This is a genomic window from Janthinobacterium sp. GW821-FHT03A03 (genome assembly GCF_059421435.1).
Window position 1 is genome coordinate 13,005 of sequence record NZ_JBWKUZ010000005.1, and the last position, 16,532, is coordinate 29,536.

General features: G+C 64.8%; 18 protein-coding genes and 1 tRNA gene. 8 read left to right on the plus strand and 11 right to left on the minus strand.

Annotated elements, in window-relative coordinates:
* Positions 1 to 99 precede the first annotated feature (99 nt).
* From fdhE to AC07VI_RS12410, 5 genes are all read left to right on the plus strand, one after another.
* Positions 100 to 1,161 (plus strand): formate dehydrogenase accessory protein FdhE, encoded by a 1,062-nt coding sequence (fdhE, locus tag AC07VI_RS12390; protein ID WP_172404875.1) that lies wholly within the window; start codon positions 100 to 102, stop codon positions 1,159 to 1,161.
* Entirely contained in the window at positions 1,161 to 2,582 is a 1,422-nt protein-coding gene (gene selA / locus AC07VI_RS12395; RefSeq protein ID WP_086147945.1) for an L-seryl-tRNA(Sec) selenium transferase, read from the plus strand. Before fdhE ends, selA begins: the two co-directional genes overlap by 1 nt.
* Entirely contained in the window at positions 2,579 to 4,534 is a 1,956-nt protein-coding gene (gene selB, locus AC07VI_RS12400) for a selenocysteine-specific translation elongation factor (RefSeq protein ID WP_492994946.1), read from the plus strand. The genes selA and selB overlap by 4 nt, the downstream gene beginning before the upstream one ends.
* Before the next feature lie 12 nt (positions 4,535 to 4,546).
* Positions 4,547 to 4,642 (plus strand) — tRNA-Sec (locus AC07VI_RS12405).
* A 172-nt stretch (positions 4,643 to 4,814) separates the two neighbouring features.
* On the plus strand, positions 4,815 to 5,525 hold the full coding sequence (locus AC07VI_RS12410; RefSeq protein WP_226935873.1) for a substrate-binding periplasmic protein: 711 nt from the start codon (positions 4,815 to 4,817) through the stop codon (positions 5,523 to 5,525).
* A gap of 10 nt (positions 5,526 to 5,535) precedes the next feature.
* Here AC07VI_RS12410 and AC07VI_RS12415 read toward each other — a convergent pair whose 3' ends face one another.
* From AC07VI_RS12415 to fur, 7 genes are all read right to left on the minus strand, one after another.
* Positions 5,536 to 6,276 (minus strand): GGDEF domain-containing protein, encoded by a 741-nt coding sequence (locus AC07VI_RS12415; protein ID WP_086148365.1) that lies wholly within the window; start codon positions 6,274 to 6,276, stop codon positions 5,536 to 5,538.
* A 3-nt stretch (positions 6,277 to 6,279) separates the two neighbouring features.
* Positions 6,280 to 6,678 (minus strand): DUF1987 domain-containing protein, encoded by a 399-nt coding sequence (locus tag AC07VI_RS12420; RefSeq protein WP_086148364.1) that lies wholly within the window; start codon positions 6,676 to 6,678, stop codon positions 6,280 to 6,282.
* 22 nt (positions 6,679 to 6,700) lie between these two features.
* The gene (locus AC07VI_RS12425) at positions 6,701 to 7,258 is read right to left on the minus strand and encodes a SiaB family protein kinase (protein WP_086148363.1); all 558 of its coding nucleotides are present in this window, start codon (positions 7,256 to 7,258) and stop codon (positions 6,701 to 6,703) included.
* Positions 7,259 to 7,323: 65 nt separating this feature from the next.
* A complete protein-coding gene (locus AC07VI_RS12430; RefSeq protein WP_492994943.1) occupies positions 7,324 to 8,538 on the minus strand; it encodes a SpoIIE family protein phosphatase in 1,215 nt (404 codons plus the stop codon).
* Positions 8,539 to 8,710: 172 nt separating this feature from the next.
* Positions 8,711 to 9,301 carry an NAD(P)H-dependent oxidoreductase gene (locus AC07VI_RS12435; protein WP_086148361.1) on the minus strand — a complete coding sequence of 197 codons (591 nt, stop codon included), beginning with the start codon at positions 9,299 to 9,301 and terminating at the stop codon, positions 8,711 to 8,713.
* Positions 9,302 to 9,379: 78 nt separating this feature from the next.
* A complete protein-coding gene (locus AC07VI_RS12440; RefSeq protein WP_099420749.1) occupies positions 9,380 to 9,739 on the minus strand; it encodes a MerR family transcriptional regulator in 360 nt (119 codons plus the stop codon).
* 74 nt (positions 9,740 to 9,813) lie between these two features.
* A complete protein-coding gene (fur, locus tag AC07VI_RS12445; protein WP_086148359.1) occupies positions 9,814 to 10,254 on the minus strand; it encodes a ferric iron uptake transcriptional regulator in 441 nt (146 codons plus the stop codon).
* A 253-nt stretch (positions 10,255 to 10,507) separates the two neighbouring features.
* Here fur and AC07VI_RS12450 point away from each other — a divergent pair, with 253 nt between their 5' ends.
* Both AC07VI_RS12450 and AC07VI_RS12455 read left to right on the plus strand, forming a co-directional pair.
* A complete protein-coding gene (locus AC07VI_RS12450) occupies positions 10,508 to 11,404 on the plus strand; it encodes a LysR family transcriptional regulator (protein WP_099420753.1) in 897 nt (298 codons plus the stop codon).
* A gap of 149 nt (positions 11,405 to 11,553) precedes the next feature.
* Positions 11,554 to 12,171, plus strand: a complete 618-nt coding sequence (locus tag AC07VI_RS12455) for an OmpW/AlkL family protein (protein WP_086148358.1) — start codon at positions 11,554 to 11,556, stop codon at positions 12,169 to 12,171.
* A gap of 78 nt (positions 12,172 to 12,249) precedes the next feature.
* Here the strand turns inward: AC07VI_RS12455 and AC07VI_RS12460 are convergent, their stop codons facing one another.
* The 4 genes from AC07VI_RS12460 to AC07VI_RS12475 all read right to left on the minus strand — a co-directional run bounded on the left by AC07VI_RS12460 (position 12,250) and on the right by AC07VI_RS12475 (position 15,362).
* Positions 12,250 to 13,077, minus strand: coding sequence for a MetQ/NlpA family ABC transporter substrate-binding protein (locus AC07VI_RS12460; protein WP_086148357.1), 828 nt, complete (start codon positions 13,075 to 13,077; stop codon positions 12,250 to 12,252).
* Positions 13,078 to 13,102: 25 nt separating this feature from the next.
* Positions 13,103 to 13,777, minus strand: a complete 675-nt coding sequence (locus AC07VI_RS12465) for a methionine ABC transporter permease (RefSeq protein WP_086148356.1) — start codon at positions 13,775 to 13,777, stop codon at positions 13,103 to 13,105.
* A complete protein-coding gene (locus tag AC07VI_RS12470) occupies positions 13,770 to 14,579 on the minus strand; it encodes a methionine ABC transporter ATP-binding protein (protein WP_086148355.1) in 810 nt (269 codons plus the stop codon). Before AC07VI_RS12470 ends, AC07VI_RS12465 begins: the two co-directional genes overlap by 8 nt.
* A 324-nt stretch (positions 14,580 to 14,903) precedes the next feature.
* Positions 14,904 to 15,362, minus strand: coding sequence for a YbaN family protein (locus AC07VI_RS12475; RefSeq protein WP_086148354.1), 459 nt, complete (start codon positions 15,360 to 15,362; stop codon positions 14,904 to 14,906).
* Between the two features lie 465 nt (positions 15,363 to 15,827).
* Between AC07VI_RS12475 and AC07VI_RS12480 the strand changes: the two genes are divergently transcribed.
* The gene (locus AC07VI_RS12480) at positions 15,828 to 16,394 is read left to right on the plus strand and encodes a YceI family protein (protein ID WP_086148352.1); all 567 of its coding nucleotides are present in this window, start codon (positions 15,828 to 15,830) and stop codon (positions 16,392 to 16,394) included.
* Positions 16,395 to 16,532 lie beyond the last annotated feature (138 nt).

A 16,532-nucleotide genomic window follows, 5' to 3' on the forward strand; every position in this document is an offset into this window, starting at 1 on the left:
GAGCCGGGGCCGGTCCCACAGGATCGGCCCCTTTCTCTTTATCGATTAAAATACTTTTTCAGCACAGCCAACTCCGCTGGCGCTGCCTTGCTTTTTTTGATGGGAACTCCATTGGTACAACGCATTCTTCAGCCAGGCGAAATCGAAGGCCTGGACCACAACGCGATTCCGCGCCTGCTGCTGCCGCAGCCTGACAGCCTGTTCAAGGCGCGCGCCTTGCGCTTGCGCGAATTGGCGCAGGGCAATATCAAGGGCATCCCCGTCGACGCGGGCATGCAGGGCTACCTGGTGCTGATGGCCGCGCTGGCCGATGCGCAGGCCGCCGTGGTGAGCCGCCTGGCGCCCGGCGCCGTGCCTGCCGCCGAACCGGACGCGCTGCGCCGCGCGATACAGCACCGCATGCCGGTGCTGCCCGTCAATGGCGCCCGTCCGCCCGTCTGGCGCGACATCTTCGCCAGCCTGCTCGATGAACTGGCCGCCACGGCGGCCCGGCAGCCGGCCCTGTCCGGCGGCCTGACGCAGGTGCTGGCGCAGCTGCGCGCGCTCGACGTGGCCGCGCTGGACGCCTGCGCCGATTGCGTGCTCGATGAAAATGGCGACAATGTCAATCCCATGCATGCGCCGTTCGTCGCCGCCGCGCTGCAGATCCTGTGGTCGGTATCGGCCAGCGAACTGCGCGCCGCGCGCGTGCCGGACCTCGACACGGGCACCCTGTGCCCCGTCTGCGGCTCGCACCCCGTCGCCAGCGTGATCCGCATCGGCGGCCAGTCGCAGGGCTACCGCTACCTGCACTGCGGCATCTGCGAAAGCGAATGGCATATGGTGCGCGTGAAATGTTCGACCTGCGAACAGAACGGCAAGATCGCCTACCAGGGCCTCGATGCGGCTGACGCTGCGCCGTTCGACCCCGTCACGGCCAAGGACGAGAAATTGCCGAACAAGGCCAACGACCCGAAGAAGGTGGCGCGCGCGGAAACCTGCGACGATTGCCATACCTATCGAAAAGTCTTCAACCAGGAACACGATTACAACGTCGAGCCCCTGGCCGACGACCTGGCCAGCCTGATGCTCGACCTGCTGGTGGGCGAGGCCGGCTACCAGCGCGCCAGCGGCAATCCGCTGCTGTGGCTGGGCAAGAGCGAACCCCAGGGCGCAGCCTGATGAAGCCTGAGCAGACCGTGCGCCTGCCGTCGGTGGACCGCATCCTGGGCGACGCGGCTTGCCTTGAGTTGATGGCGCATTTCGGCCGCGTGCAGACGCTGGCCTGCGCGCGCGCCGTGCTGGCCGAGCTGCGCGCGGCCATGCTGGCCGGCGCAGGGTTTGCTGCATTCGGCGAAGAAGGCGCGACGATCGCCGCCATCGCCGCGCAAATGGGCGAACGCCTGCAGGCGCAGTCGCGCACGCAGTTGCGCGCCGTGTTCAACCTGACGGGCACCGTGCTGCACACGAACCTGGGGCGGGCATTGCTGCCCGACGCCGCCGTGCAAGCCGTGGTGGAAGCGCTGCAGTGGCCGATGAACCTGGAATTCGACCTGGAAACGGGCAAGCGGGGCGACCGCGACGACCTCGTCGAGGAATTGCTGCGCGAACTGACGGGAGCCGAAGCGGCCACCATCGTCAACAACAATGCGGCCGCCGTGCTGCTGATGCTCAATACTTTGGCGCAGAACAAGGAAGTGATCGTTTCGCGCGGGGAACTGGTGGAAATCGGCGGCGCCTTCCGCATTCCCGACGTGATGACGCGCGCGGGCGCCGTGCTGCGCGAAGTGGGCAGCACCAACCGCACGCACCTGGCCGATTACGCGAATGGCGTGAATGAAGACACGGCCCTCTTGATGAAGGTCCATTGCAGCAATTACGCCATTACCGGTTTCACGAAAAGCGTGGAACTGGACGAACTGGTGCCGCTGGCGGCGCAACACGGCATACCGACGGCCGTGGACCTGGGCAGCGGCACTCTCGTTGATCTGGCGCAATACGGCCTGCCGCATGAAACGACGGTGCGCGACACCATCGCGGCGGGCGCCGACCTGGTCACCTTCAGCGGCGACAAATTGCTGGGCGGCCCGCAGTGCGGCGTCATCGTCGGGCGCGCCGACCTGATCGCGCAAATCAAGCGCAACCCGCTGAAACGCGCCTTGCGCGTGGGCAAGCTGACCCTGGCGGCCCTGGCCCCCGTGCTGCAGCTGTACCGCGCGCCGGACTTGCTGGCCGAGCGCCTGACTTCCTTGCGCCTGCTGACGCGGCCCGCCGCCGCCATGCGCGCGCAGGCGCAAACCCTGCTGCCGCTGCTGCAGGGCGCGCTGGGCGCCGCCTACGTGGTGACGGCCGAAGCGGTGACCAGCCAGATCGGCAGCGGCGCCTTGCCCGTCGACCAGCTGCCCAGCTTTGGCCTGGCCATCCGCAGCGCGTCTGCTACGCGCCTGAGCAATCCATTGGGCACGCTGGAGCAGCGCCTGCGCGCCTTGCCGCGCCCCGTGATCGGGCGCATCGGGCAAGACACTTTATGGCTGGACCTGCGCTGCCTGGAAGCGGCGCACGAAACGGCCTTCATTGCGCAACTGGCCGGGTTGTCCGCATGATCGTCGGCACCGCAGGCCATATCGACCATGGCAAGACGACCCTCACGCGCGCGCTGACGGGCGTGCACACGGACCGCCTCAAGGAAGAGCAGGCGCGCGGCATCTCGATTGAACTGGGCTACGCCTACCTGCCGCTGGCAGATGGCACGGTGCTGGGCGTGATCGACGTGCCGGGCCACGAAAAATTCATCCGCACCATGGCCTCCGGCGTGACGGGCATCGACTTCGCCCTGCTCGTGGTGGCGGCCGACGATGGCGTCATGCCGCAGACGCACGAGCACCTGGCGATTCTGCGGCTGCTGGGCGTGACGCGCGGCGCCGTGGCGCTGACCAAGGTCGACCGCGCCGACGCGGCCAGGGTGGCGCAGGTGGAGGCGGACATCGAGGCGCTGCTGGCCGGCACGCCGCTGGCCGGCAGCCCGATTTTCCCCACGGCCGCCAGCCGCGACAGCGATCCCGGCGTGGCGGCCCTGCTGGCGCACCTGACGCAGGTGGCGCGCACCCTGCCGCGGCGCGACGAGCGCCGGCTGTTCCGCCTGGGCGTGGACCGCGTGTTCACCCTGTCGGGGCAGGGCACCGTCGTCACGGGCACGGCGCTGGCCGGCATGGCCACGGTGGGCGACAGCCTGCAGCTGGCGCCCGGCGGCGTGGATGCGCGCGTGCGCAGCATCCATGCGCAGAACCGCGCGTCCGGGACGGGCATGGCGGGCCAGCGCCTGGCGCTGAACCTGGCCGGCATCGACCGCGCACGCATCGAGCGGGGCAACTGGATCGTCGCGCCCGAGCTGGCGCAGTGTTCCGAGCGCGTCGACGTGGAACTGACCCTGCTGCCCGACGCCGGCGTGCAATTGAAGGCCTGGTCGCCGCTGCATGTGCACCTGGGCGCGGCGCACCAGCTGGCGCGCGCCGTCATGCTCGATGGCGAGACCTTGGGGCCGGGGCAGACGGGCAGGGTGCAGCTGGTGTTCGACGCTCCCATGCATGCGGTGCCGGGCGACCGCTTCGTCGTGCGCAATGCGCAAGCGACGCAGACGGTGGGCGGCGGCATGGTGCTTGATCCGTTCGGCCCCGCGCGCAAGCGGCGCAGCCCGGCGCGCCTGGCGTGGCTGGACGCGCTGGCCGCGTTTGTCGCGCACGGCGACATCGGCGCCTTGCTGGCGCAAAGTCCGCTGGGCATGCGCGAGTCGCTGCTGGTGCGCCTGTCGCTGCTGCCGGCGGCGACCATCGCGCTGCCGCCCGAGACGCGGCGCATCGCCCTGCGCGGCGGCGACGCCTTGCTGCTGGCGCCGCCGGCCTTGCTGGCGCTGGAAGCGCGCGTGCTGGCCGCCCTGGCCGCCTTCCACGCGCGCGCGCCCGACGAGGCGGGGCCGGAACTGTGGCGCCTCAAGCGCATCGTCGACGCGGAGATGGAAGACGCGCTGTGGAGCCATCTGGTCGACGGCTTGCTGGCGCAGGGCGGCGTGCAGGCGCGCGGCGCCAGCCTGCACCTGCCGACGCACAGCGTGGAATTGACGCCGCAGGAGCAGGCGGTGGCCGAACCGATGCTGGCGGCGCTGCTGCAGGGACGCTTCGATCCGCCCTGGACGCGCGACCTGGCGCGCGACTTCGGCCTGGCCGAGGACGAATCGCGCCGGCTGTTGCGCAAACTTGCCAAGGCGGGCCAGATCAGTCAGGTGGTGCACGACCTGTTCTACCATCCGGCCGCGCTGGCCGGGCTGGCGCAGCTGGTGCGCGATCTGGCGCAAAAAGCTGAAGTGGAAGCAAGCCTGGCGCCCGCTTCCGGCGCCGTCAGCGCGGCCGCGTTCCGCGATGCCAGCGGCCTGGGCCGCAAGCGGGCGATCCAGGTTCTGGAATTCTTCGACCGCGTCGGTTATACTCGCCGTGTTGGCAATGGGCATCTATTGCGTCCGCAAGCGCTGTGGTCCTACAGTGCGGCCTTGCCCAACAGTTAGCTCAGGCACCGCGGAAAGCACACTCATCCGGTGATGTGGCCGGGCTTCAAACCCGGTGGAGGGCGTCAGACGTTCTCCCGTAGGTTCGACTCCTACTGTTTTCCGCCAGTTGTTTTTCTCTCCATCTTCCCCCTGCATGCTGATCCCGGCGTTGGCCCTGAGCCACGTTACGGAAAAATAATGGTTTAATTGATAACGTTCGGCCATGGCCGGCGGGGGCCGATGGTACCATCCTGCAGGTGGCAGGGATGCGTATGCCCTGTGGTGGAAGAAGGCAAGCATGAAACAAGCAAGCATGGCATGGCTGCTGGCGGCGCTGTTGCTGCCGGTGGCGGCCTGGTCGGCGGGCCTGCGCATCGTCGGCGAGCATTTGCCGCCGTCGAGCATGATGGAAGGCAATACCGTCGTGGGACGTGAAACGCTGAAGGTGCGCGACATCATGGCGCGCGCCGGCATCAGCTATACGATAGAACTGCTGCCGTGGAAGCGCGCATATGCGCAGGCGCTGCGCGAGGCCGACACCTGCGTCTTTTCCACCACGCGCACGCAAGAGCGCGAAGCGCAATTTCGCTGGATCGGCCCCCTCAATGAGGCGGAGTGGATACTGTATGGCCTGGCCGAGCGGCACCTGGCGCTGCACACCCTGGCCGATGCGCGCGGCCTGGTCATCGGCACGGTGCTGGGCGACGCGCGCGACGACTACCTGCGCCAGCACGGCATGAACGTGGCGCCCGTCACGCAGGAGTGGATCAATCCGCAAAAGCTGCTGCTGGGACGCATCGACCTGTGGGCCGTCGGCCTGGCGGTGGGCAGCAAGCCCTTCGTCGGTAAGGAATGGGAAGGCAAGGTGGTGCCGCTGCTGACGTTCAACCGCGTGCAGACTTACCTGGCCTGCAACCTCAAGGTGCCCGAAGCGCAGGTGGCGGCCATGCAGCGGGCCGCTGCCGCCATGCGCCGCGACGGCAGCATGGCGCGCGAACTGATACGTTAGCGTTGCGGCGTCAGCTTTCCAGCCACTGGCGCACGCGGTTGCGTCCCTCGCGCTTGGCCTGGTACAGGGCCTGGTCGGCATGGCTGTAGGCCGTTTCAAATGCCGTGCCGGCGCGGTTCCAGCTCAGCCCCACGCTGACGGTGATGGCGCGCGTGATGGGTGCCGCATGGCGCTGGCGCCCGACGGTATCGCAGATGCGCTGGGCGATTTGCGCCGCCTCGTCGCGCGAGGAGGTGGGCCAGACGACGGAGAATTCCTCGCCGCCGACCCGGCCGATGGCCGTTTCCTGTCCCAGCAATCCTTTTAAACAGTCGACCACGGCCTGGATCACGCCGTCGCCTGCCGGGTGGCCGAAATCGTCGTTGACCTGCTTGAACAGGTCGATATCGAGCACGATCAGGGCCATGTCGCCCTGTTCCAGGCAGCGCGAGGCGTGGTCGATCACGGCGCCGCGGTTCAGCGCGCCCGTCAGCGGGTCGTGCGTGGCGCGGTATTCGAGCTGGCCAGCCAGCGTCTGCAATTGCCGGTTCAGCAGATGCATGTCGCGCTCGGCGCGGTCGCTGCGGCCGATCAGGCGGCGCGTCTCGCGCATCAGCCGTTCATAGTGATTGATCAGCTCACCGAGCATGCGCCGCTGTTCCTCGCCCGACGCACCGGCGTCGGCGTGCATGCGGCGGGCGGCGGCCAGCGCCGCCGCTTCCACGGTGAACAGGTCGGGCTCCAGTCCGGCCTCGGAGGTGGCGGCGCGCATGCCTCAGTTGCCCTGCACGGGATGATCGTGGAAATCGAGGGCCGTGAAGTCCTGCTGCAGTTCCTGGCCGAATTCCAGGATGGTGTCATCGTCCTCGTCGTGGTACCAGTTCAGGCGCACCTGGTTGCCGTCCGCGGCCGCCTGGTTCAGCGCGTCGAACAGGGTAAACAGCATCTTCGTGCTGGAGCTGTTGAAGTAGGCCAGCGAGACATTCACGGTGATGGCCGCTGCGCGGCAGCCTTCCAGGTAGGCGCGCACGGCGGCGATCAGCGGGCCATAGAAGGCGGCCGCGTTTTCCGGATACGACTCGCCCTTGATCGACAGGGTGTGCTGCTCGAAACGGAAGTCGATTTCGGGCGAACTCGGGGTCGCGGCGATGAACAGTGGTGACGGTAATTGCATATGCTTTCCTGAGTCGGCTCTTTCAAATGATGGCTTTGATGCAGAAGACGGTGTGGCCAGGCTCCTGGGGGTCCTGGACGAATTCGAATTCCAGCGGTTCGCTGGCGTCGCGCGCCATGGTGAGAAAACCCAGGCCGGCCCCCTTGCTGTCGGGCGGCGCTTCCTCGCGCAGCGCCTTCTTGTAGGCCAGGCGGATTTCTTCCATCGTCATCGTGTGCAGCGGCTCCAGGCGGGCGCGGATCTGCGCCACGTTGTCCGTCGAGACGGGGTTGGCGCACAACAGGAAAAAACTGTCGCCGCGCGTGCCGATGCAGAACGAGCCGCGCCGCATCTGCTGGTCCAGCTGCGCATCGGGCGTCAGGCTGTCGGCCGAATAATGCATGATGTTTTGCGACATCTCAATGAACGAGGAAAAGATGCGCCGCCGCGTGGGACCGGCCGCGCCGGCCGTGTCGAGGCGCGCCTTGATGGTTTCGGAAATGGCGCTGACCACGTGCTGCGAAAAATAGCCCACGTAAAAAAAGATGATGTTGCGCTTGCGCGCCACGTCCCAAAACTCGTTGAATTCTTCGTACAGCACGTCAGTGCTCCTGGCTAGCCGGTGACCCGGTTTCTTGTTGATAAGGGGGCTTGATGGGCATCAAACTACAGGCGGAAACAGAAAAAGGTCAGGTCGTCGCGGCGCGGCTGCCTGCCTTGCCAGGCCGCGCTGTCGCGCAGCAGCGCCGCCGCCACGTCGCCGGCGGGCGCATCGCGCTGCGCCAGCAGCTGTTCGCGCATGCGCCGCTTGCCGTAGGCGATGTCGCGCGCGCCGCCGATCTGGTCGAGCAAGCCGTCGGTGGTGAGGAACAGCAGGCTGCCCGCGGGCGCTGCCAGCGTCTCGTTGTGCCAGCAGTAGCCGGGCGGCGTGTCGACATAGCCGACGCCCATGCGCGCGCCGTCGACGGCGCGCACGGCCTCTGCGCCGGGCGCCACCACGTAGAGCGCCAGTTTCGCCCCCGCGAAACGCAGGCTGGCGCTGGCGTCGTCATAGCACAGGAAGGCACAATCCATGCCGTCGTTCGAGCCGGCGTGGCCCGCTGCCGCGTCGCTGCCGGCGTCCTGTCCCAGCAGGGTCTTGATGGCGCGGCTGACGGCGCCGATCAGGGCGGCCGGGTCGTGCGGCCCGCGGTCGCGCAAGGCCTGGCTCAGGGCCGACGAGGCGATCAGGGTCATGAAGGCGCCCGGCACGCCGTGGCCGGTGCAGTCGGCGATGGCGGCGAACCAGCCGCCCGCATGGCGCTCGAAGAAGTAGAAATCGCCGCCGACGACGTCGCGCGGCTGCCATTCCAGGTGCGCGTCGGGCAGGGTGGCGCGCAGTTCCGCATCGGAAGTGCGCAGCAGCGCGCGCTGGATCACGCTGGCGTAGTCGATGCTGTGCATGATCTGGCGGTTTTTTTCCGCCTGCATGGTGGCCACCACGTTCATCAGCTGCAAGCCGAAGCCGACGCCGGCCAGCGCGCCGTCCTCGGTGATGATGAAGCCGTCGGCCAGCGCCTTTTCGCCCGCTTCGACGGCGCGGAAGGTGAGGTCTTCGATGCTCATGGCGCCGTCGACGATCAGCGGTTCCTTGTCCATGAAGGCGATGCAGCTCTTCTTGCCGTACACCTCATGGTAGAAGGGCTTGGACATCTGCGACATGAAGATATTGCGGCTGATCAAGCCGATGGGCTTCTGCTGCTCCGTGACTGGCAGGCTCATCATGTCGCGCCGCTCGGTAAACAGCTCCAGCACGGCGAAATTGCTGGCGTCGGCCTGCACCGATTCCGTGGGGATGCACAGGTCGGCGGCCACGGACGTGCGATAACGGGGAAGATGCAATCGAGAAGCGTTGAACTCCACAGCGGCTACCTTTACATGACGATCGGACCCTTGTTGTCGCGACGGCAAGGCGGCTGACAAACAGGCAATATCATCATGGTAGCCGTCGAATGTGACGGCTTGATTACCGGCTTGTCAAAACCGTATGCAAGATGGCTGTAGGGCAAGCAACTTACAGGCCCCGGGCCAGCGTCTGCGCCTGCTCCAGCCAGCGTTGGCGCTGCGCTTCGGTGGAATTGATCATGGGGCCGAAACTGGCCACCTTGACGGGCTTGACGCCGCAGAACTCCAGCGTCGTCTTGCGCAGCTGGTGGATGCCGGGCATGCGGTAGACCCAGCGGAAGTACCATGGCGGTGTATCCATCGCGACCAGCAGCTGTGCCGTGCGGCCCTTCAGCAGCTGCGCCGGGAAAGCCTTGCCGGGGCGGTACTTGAAGGCGAAGCCGGGCAGGAAAACGCGGTCGACAAAGCCTTTCAGCAGGGCCGGCGCGCCGCCCCACCAGATCGGGTAGGCGAACACCAGGTGTCCGGCCCAGCTGATGGCTTCCTGCGCCGCCAGCAAGTCCGCTTCCAGCGGCTGCACCTGGCGGTAGCCTTCATGCAGGTTCTGGTCGAAGTCCAGCTGGCCCAGGCGCAGTTCGCGCACCGTGTGGCCCGCGCTGCGGGCCGTGGCGGCGTAGGCCTCGGCCAGGGCGGCGCAGAAACTGTCGCTGGAAGGGTGGCCGAGGAGGATCAATATGCGCTTGGGAGGAGTCTTGGTCATGATGCAGGCTGTCCGTTAAAGAAGAGCCTGCATGCTAAAGCCTGCCCCTAGTGGCAGAGTCAAGCGATGCTTGACCGTTCACGCCGCCTGTTGCTGGCGCGCCAGGCAGTCGCGGATTTCCGTATCGATGCCGGCCAATTGCGCGTCGAGCTGGCGCAGGCGGGCAATGTCCTGCTGCACCTGCGCGCGCTTGGCGGCGATGTGCTGTGACAGGGCGGCCCAGTCCGTATTGTCGCCGGCCAGGACGGGCAGCAGTTCGGCCAGGCGGAAGCCCAGCACCTGCGCCTGGCGTATCAGCCTGACTTGCGCCAGGTCTTGCTGCGTGTAGACTCTGTAGGCGCCGGAACGGCGCACGTCGCCCAGCAGGCCCAGTGATTCATAATGACGCAAGGCCTTGGGCGAGGTGCCTGCCAGGCGGGCGATTTCTCCGATGTACATGCTTGTCCCTTGTTGAGCTGCGGCGCACGCAGTGTAGCGCAGGTGGCTTGCCAGGCGCTACCTTGCGCGCTGCCTCAGGAGGCTTTGCGCGGCGGGATCTTCTTCGCCGTGCAGTCGGCGCAAGTGCCGTACAGCGACAGCGCGTGCTCGTGCAGCACGAAGCCGCGCTCGGCGGCGATTTCGTTCTGGCGCAGTTCGATGCCTTCGTCGACGAATTCATCGACCTTGCCGCAGCCCGTGCAGACCAGGTGGTCGTGGTGCTGGCCTTCGTTCAGCTCGAAGACGGCGTGGCCCGATTCGAAGTGGCGGCGGAACAAAATGCCCGCTTCGGCAAATTGCATCAGCACGCGGTAGATGGTGGCCAGGCCCACGTCGATTTTTTCGGCCAGCAAGAGCTTATACACATCGTCCGCACTCAGGTGCTTGATGCCTCCTTCTTGAAACAGCTGCAGAATCCGCAAGCGGGGGATGGTTACTTTCAAGCCCGATTCACGCAGTTCCCTCAATATATCCATGTCTCCCATTCCTTTTTGTGATCGCCTGGGCGTGCGCTCAAGCGTGATTTTGCATTATAACGCAAATGATAATCATTACCATTCTCAATAGTGCGCTGAGCCTATTATCGTTCGGCGGCGCCGCCGCGACCAGTGACATCGCCGGCATGCACGATTGCGTTGCCGTCATCTATGCGTCGCATCGTTGGTGTGGATGGAAAACTGCCGCTGTTATCGCTACACTGTGCATTCATCACCAACAATGGGGCAGGGCATGGACCGATTCGATGCGATGCGCATTTTCACGCGCATCGTCGAGCTGCGCAGTTTTACCCAGGCGGCGCATGACCTCGGCTATCCGAAGGCCACCGTCACGCATGCGATCAAGCAGCTCGAAGCGCGGCTGCGCGTGCGCCTGCTGCAGCGGACCACGCGGCAAGTGACGCCCACGCCCGACGGCGAAGCGTATTACCAGCGCTGCGCGCGGCTGCTGGCCGACCTGGAAGAAACGGAAGCCGTGTTCAGTTCGGCGCAGCAGCAGCCGGCCGGCAAGCTGCGCATCGACCTGCACGCGACCCTGGCCATGCACTTCGTCCTGCCCGTGCTGGACCGGTTCTGCGCCCGCTATCCCCTGATCGAACTGGAAATCGGCATGGGCGACCGCCTCGTCGACCTGGTGCGCGAAGGCGTCGATTGCGTGCTGCGCGTGGGAGAACTGGGCGACTCGTCCATGGTGGCGCGCCGCGTGGCGCTGCTGGAGCAGATGACGTGCGCCAGCCCCGCCTACCTGGCCGCGCACGGCACGCCGCAGGACCTGGCGCAGCTGGCGGGCCACCGCGCCGTCAATTTCTTTTCCGCCCGGACGGGCAAGGTCTGGCCCTTCGATTTCAAGGTGGACGGCCGGCGCCACAGCGTGGCCTTGCCGGGCACGGTGTCCGTCAATAACGCGGACGCATATCACGCCTGCTGCCGCGCGGGCCTGGGCCTGATCCAGGCGCCGCGCTACCACCTGGCGCGGGCGCTGGCGGCCGGCGAACTGGTGGAAGTGCTGGCGCACCTGCGGCCCGATCCGCTGCCCGTGTCCGTGCTGTACCCGCATCACCGGCAATTGTCGCCGCGCGTGCGCGTGTTTGCCGACTGGGTCGCCGGCCTGTTTGCCGAGCTGGCTTGATTTTGCAATGCCGCATTTTCTTGACCTGGGAAAAGAAAAAAATCCCTCTTTTGATGCCATCTAGCACTATTTGATGTGGATCAAAGTTTTTGTTGCACTGCACTCTTAGACTTCGCAGCGTTACTTAACGACAAAAAGAGGGAACTAGAATGAAAAAGTCCGCAACTGCAGCAGCAATCGTCCTGGCCGCCATCGGCGCACTCGCCGGCAATGCAATGGCACAGGAAGGCCCATGGCTGGTCCGTGCGCGCGCCGTGCACATCGATCCGGCCGATAAATCTGCTCCTGTCGGTGGCGTCGGCGCATCCGACCGTTTGACGGTCAGCAGCAAGACGATTCCTGAAATCGATATTTCGTACTTCTTCACGCCGAATATCGCTGCCGAGCTGATCCTGACCTACCCGCAAAAGCATGACGTCAAGCTCGACGGCAACAATATCGGTACCTTCAAGCATCTGCCGCCGACCCTGTCGCTGCAATACCACTTCATGCCGGAAAAACAGTTCAGCCCTTACGTGGGTGCCGGCATCAACTACACGAATATCTCCGACGTGAAATTGCTGAACGGCGCCGGTCGCCTGGAGCATGACAGCTGGGGTTACTCGCTGCAAGCCGGTGTCGACTACAAGCTGGACAAAAACTGGTCGCTGAACTTCGACATCAAGAAAGTGCAGATCCGCAGCGACGTCTTCATCGGTGGCGCCAAGGCCAGCGAAGTCAAGGTCGATCCTATCCTGATCGGCGTAGGCGTCGGCTACCGCTTCTAAGTCATGATAGCGCCCGCAAGGCGCGGACAATAAAAAAGGACGGCCTTGGCCGTCCTTTTTACGTTTGGTGCACGCCGCTTATTTTTTCAGCGTCTTTTCCAGCGCCAGCTGGTAATCCGTCTTTTCGTAGCCGGCCAAATACTTGTTCGTCGCGTCGAGGAAGGCGCGCGAGCGGTAGGCCGCTTCCAGGTCCTTGACCCACGGCTTGGCCTTGTCGGCCGTGCGGATGGCCACCAGGTTGATGTAGCTGTCCGAGATCTTTTCCACGCTGAGGGCCGACGTCAGCTTCATGCCGGCGGCCAGGGCGAAGTTGCCGTTCACAAAAGCGTAGTCGGCGTCCGCCAGCGAACGTGGCAGCTGCGCCGCTTCCAGCGGCACCAGTTTCAGCTTCTTCGGGTTGTCCAGCACGTCGCGCTCGGACGCGCGCAGCGGGTCGACGTTCGGTTTGAGCTTGATCCAGCCCATCTTGGCCAGCATCACCAGCGCGCGCGCCTGGTTGGTCGGATCGTTCGGCATGGTGATGGTGGCGCCGTTTTTGACCTCGGCGAGGGTTTTCTGCTTGCCGCCGTACAGGCCGATCGGCATGGTCGGCACGGTGATCAATGAACTCAATGGCAGCTTGTTATCGGTGGCGAACTTGGTCAGATACACGATGTGCTGGAACACGTTGGCGTCCAGCGAGCCTTCGGCCAGCGCGTAGTTCGGCTGCACGTAGTCGTTGAATTCGACGATCTTGACCTTGTAGCCCTGTTTTTCCAGGATGGGCTTGATGCCCAGCTTCAGCTGGTCGGAGTACGGGCCGGAGCTGGTGCCGATGACGATTTCCTTCGGGTCCTTGGCGTAGGCGGCGGTGGCGAAGGCCAGGCTGGCAGCGGCCAGCAGCAGGTTGCGGCGAATGTGGTTCATGTAGGTCCTTGTTTCTGAATAGGAATTAACGTTTGTCGAGGCGCTTGGCGATGCGCGTGCCGGCGAACTGGATGGTTTGCACCAGCACGATCAGGATGGCCACGGTGGCGACCATGATGTCCGTCTCGAAGCGGTAGTAGCCGTAGCGGATGGCCAGGTCGCCGATGCCGCCGCCGCCCACCACGCCGGCCACGGCCGAATATGACAGGAAGCTGATCGACAGCACGGTCAGGGCCAGCACCAGGCCGGAGCGCGCTTCCACCAGCAGCACGCGGAAGATGATCTGCAGCTCCGTGGCGCCCATGGCGTGCGCCGCCTCGATCACGCCGCGCGGCACTTCGCGCAGGTTCTGCTCCACCAGGCGCGCCAGGTAGGGAATGGCGGCGAACGACAGGGGCACGCTGGCGGCCAGCGGGCCGATCGACGTGCCCGCGATGATGCGCGTAAACGGCGTCAGCGCGACGAGCAGGATGATGAAGGGGAAGCTGCGCACGGTATTGACCAGCCAGCCGAGGATGGCCGACAACGGGCGGTTTTCCAGCGACTGGCCTTCCGAGACGAGGAACAGCAGGATGCCCAGCGGACCGCCGATGAGGATGGCGGCGGTGAGGCCGATGCCCAGCATGGTCATGGTCTGGCCCAGCGCCACCCAGATTTCCGGCAGCAGCTTGATGACGTTATTGATCGATTCTTCAAACATGTGTTGCATCCTTCCATGCGGTGGCTTCAAACGCCTCGGTGCCGTAATACGCCAGCTCGCGTCCCAGCGCCGTCTTGCGCGGGGTGGCCGTGTCGCTCAGGTCGAACTGTTCGGCGATGGCGCCGTTTTCCACGACGGCGACCCTGTTGCAGATGGCGCCCAGCACCGACAGCTCATGGCTGACGATGACGATGGTCACGCCCAGGCGCGCATTGATGTCGCGCAAGGTGTCGAGCAGGGCGCGCGTCGTCTCCGCGTCCAGCGCGGAGGTCGGCTCGTCGCACAGCAGCACGTCGGGGTGGCTGGCCAGGGCGCGGGCAATGGCCACGCGCTGTTTCTGCCCGCCGGACAGTTGCGCCGGATAGCTGTGCAGCTTGTCGGACAGGCCGACGAGCGCCAGGCATTCCTCGACGCGGGCGGCGATCTGCCCGCCCTTGGCCGTGCCATGGATTTTCAATGGGAAGGCGACGTTGTCGAAGACGCTGGCGTTTTGCAGCAGGTTGAATTGCTGGAAAATCATGCCGATGTTCTGGCGCGCGTCGCGCAGTTCGCTCTTGCCCAGGCGCGTCAGTTCGCGCCCGGCGACGGTGATGCTGCCGCTGTCGGGACGCTCGAGCAGGTTAATCAGGCGCAGCAGGGTCGATTTGCCGGCGCCGCTCTTGCCGATCAGGCCGAAAATATCACCGGGATAGACTTCCAGCGTGACCGATTTGACCGCGTGGAACTGTTCGCCCTTGGGCAGCGCGAAGGTCTTGTTCGCGCCATCGATGCGAATCACCGGCGTACGGTGTGGTGTGGTCATGCAGTGTTTCCTTTTTTATTGGACCGTGACAGGCGCGCTTGCAGGGGCAAAATCGCCCAGCCTGTTACGTCGGTTGCGTAGTATACCTCCGATCGCGTTATTACTCCTACGACAGAATCTTGCTTTGAATATGCAAATAATGTCTATGTGGGGTTTTTCTGGTTGAAAACGCGGGAAAGCAGGACTCTTGCCGAATTAAATCGCGCCGGCCGGCGCGGCAGGGCAGTATCTTGGTGAAAAGTTCGCCGCGCCGTGGCGGCGCAAAACCGCGGTTTTATCTGACGTTGCGCTGACTTGGCGTTTTGGTGATGCGGGCGCGGTAGTTTACTGCCCGCCATTGCCGTCTTGCTGAGCAGATTCTGCCCCGGCGCCGGCAGGCCCGTCGGGACGGCGCAGCAGGTAAATGAGGACGGCGACCTCCATGACGCCCACCATGGCGATGACCCACCACGGCGGATGGCCCAGGCACATGGCGACGAAGCCGATGGCCATGCCCAGGCAAGCCATGGCCTTGCCGCGCCGCGAGACGGCGCGGTGTTCGCGCCACTGGCGCAGCGGCGGGCCGAAGCGCGCATGCTGCAGCAGCCAGTGTTCCAGGCGCGGCGAGGCGCGGCTGAAGCAGGCCAGGGCGAGGATGAGGAAAATCGTCGTCGGCATCACGGGCAGCATGGCGCCGATGATGCCCAGCAGCACCATCACGGCGCCGGCCGCCGTCCAGGCCCAGCGGCGCAGGCGCGCGCCGTGCGCTTCGCGCAGGGGAGACGGGGCGTGCGGCTCCCGCATCAGGCGAAGGCGCCGGCGGCGAGGCCCCGGCTGCGGGGCAGGGTGGTGGTGTGTGCGTTCAAGGTGCTCGTATCGTGGCGCGTGGCCGTCATGTTTTTCTGGCGTAGGTGCTGCGCTATTATGGATGAATCAAGGCGACGCTGCAGGCTTGCCGCAGCCGCGATGATAGCAAGCGCATAGGATAATAACAAGAATCATTCTCATTTGAGCGCTGTCTGCAGCGCTGGATAGCGCTGGATATTTTTAGCAATGCGGACAATAATCGGCAGCAGAAGGCGCTGTGGCGGACCTGATCCACCTTATTATCGATTTTATCGATGCTAACTAGGTAAATTTTCCGTTTTACATCGATCTTCATGCCATGCATAATCTGTTGCAACTGAAGCCAGACAAGCAGCCGCATGCGCTTCCCGCCTGCAGCCGTTTGCGGTTTTGACATCCTCCACTCCCTATCAGGAATCCATCATGAAAAAACTGCTCGCTTTTATCGCCGCCGCCGGTTTCTCGCTGTCCGCCTTTGCCGCCCCTGAAGTCTATGTCATCGATGGCAGCCACACCTTCCCCCGCTTCGAGTACTCGCACATGGGCTTCTCGACGCAGCAAAGCCGTTTCAATAACACCACCGGCAAGGTCACGCTGGACCGCGCCGCCAGGACGGGCGCCGTCGAAGTGCTGATCGACACCAAATCCGTCGATACGGGTTCGACCCTGTTCAACACGCACATCCAGGGCGAAGACTTCCTCGACACGGCCAAGTACCCGGTCGCCACCTATAAATCGACCAAGTTCAATTTCGACGGCGACAAGCTGGCCTCCGTGGAAGGCAACCTGACCCTGAAAGGCGTGACCAAGCCGGTGACCCTGAGCGTCACCTCGTTCGCCTGCGCGCCGCACCCGATGCTGAAGAAAGACGCCTGCGGCGCCAACGCCACGGCCAAGATCAAGCGCTCGGAATTCAACGCCGGCAAATATGCGCCGGCCGTCAGCGATGACGTGACTTTGACCTTCGCCATCGAAGCGATCAAACAATAAAACGTGTGACAAAATCTACTGCGCGTCGCGCTTTGCGGCCTGCGATGCTCACCGTGCTCAAGCACGGTTGCGCTTCTTAGCCACAAACCATCGCCGCTCGCTACGATTTTGTCAGACGTTTGTATGGTACAAAAAACG

What these genes read in the sequence shown, in the direction of transcription:
- fdhE (WP_172404875.1), top strand. Translation starts at nt 100, where the DNA reads ATGGGAACTCCATTGGTACAACGCATTCTTCAGCCAGGCGAAATCGAA.
- selA (WP_086147945.1), top strand. Translation starts at nt 1,161, where the DNA reads ATGAAGCCTGAGCAGACCGTGCGCCTGCCGTCGGTGGACCGCATCCTG.
- selB (WP_492994946.1), top strand. Translation starts at nt 2,579, where the DNA reads ATGATCGTCGGCACCGCAGGCCATATCGACCATGGCAAGACGACCCTC.
- AC07VI_RS12410 (WP_226935873.1), top strand. Translation starts at nt 4,815, where the DNA reads ATGAAACAAGCAAGCATGGCATGGCTGCTGGCGGCGCTGTTGCTGCCG.
- AC07VI_RS12415 (WP_086148365.1), bottom strand. Translation starts at nt 6,276, where the DNA reads ATGCGCGCCGCCACCTCCGAGGCCGGACTGGAGCCCGACCTGTTCACC.
- AC07VI_RS12420 (WP_086148364.1), bottom strand. Translation starts at nt 6,678, where the DNA reads ATGCAATTACCGTCACCACTGTTCATCGCCGCGACCCCGAGTTCGCCC.
- AC07VI_RS12435 (WP_086148361.1), bottom strand. Translation starts at nt 9,301, where the DNA reads ATGACCAAGACTCCTCCCAAGCGCATATTGATCCTCCTCGGCCACCCT.
- AC07VI_RS12440 (WP_099420749.1), bottom strand. Translation starts at nt 9,739, where the DNA reads ATGTACATCGGAGAAATCGCCCGCCTGGCAGGCACCTCGCCCAAGGCC.
- fur (WP_086148359.1), bottom strand. Translation starts at nt 10,254, where the DNA reads ATGGATATATTGAGGGAACTGCGTGAATCGGGCTTGAAAGTAACCATC.
- AC07VI_RS12450 (WP_099420753.1), top strand. Translation starts at nt 10,508, where the DNA reads ATGGACCGATTCGATGCGATGCGCATTTTCACGCGCATCGTCGAGCTG.
- AC07VI_RS12455 (WP_086148358.1), top strand. Translation starts at nt 11,554, where the DNA reads ATGAAAAAGTCCGCAACTGCAGCAGCAATCGTCCTGGCCGCCATCGGC.
- AC07VI_RS12460 (WP_086148357.1), bottom strand. Translation starts at nt 13,077, where the DNA reads ATGAACCACATTCGCCGCAACCTGCTGCTGGCCGCTGCCAGCCTGGCC.
- AC07VI_RS12465 (WP_086148356.1), bottom strand. Translation starts at nt 13,777, where the DNA reads ATGTTTGAAGAATCGATCAATAACGTCATCAAGCTGCTGCCGGAAATC.
- AC07VI_RS12470 (WP_086148355.1), bottom strand. Translation starts at nt 14,579, where the DNA reads ATGACCACACCACACCGTACGCCGGTGATTCGCATCGATGGCGCGAAC.
- AC07VI_RS12475 (WP_086148354.1), bottom strand. Translation starts at nt 15,362, where the DNA reads ATGCGGGAGCCGCACGCCCCGTCTCCCCTGCGCGAAGCGCACGGCGCG.
- AC07VI_RS12480 (WP_086148352.1), top strand. Translation starts at nt 15,828, where the DNA reads ATGAAAAAACTGCTCGCTTTTATCGCCGCCGCCGGTTTCTCGCTGTCC.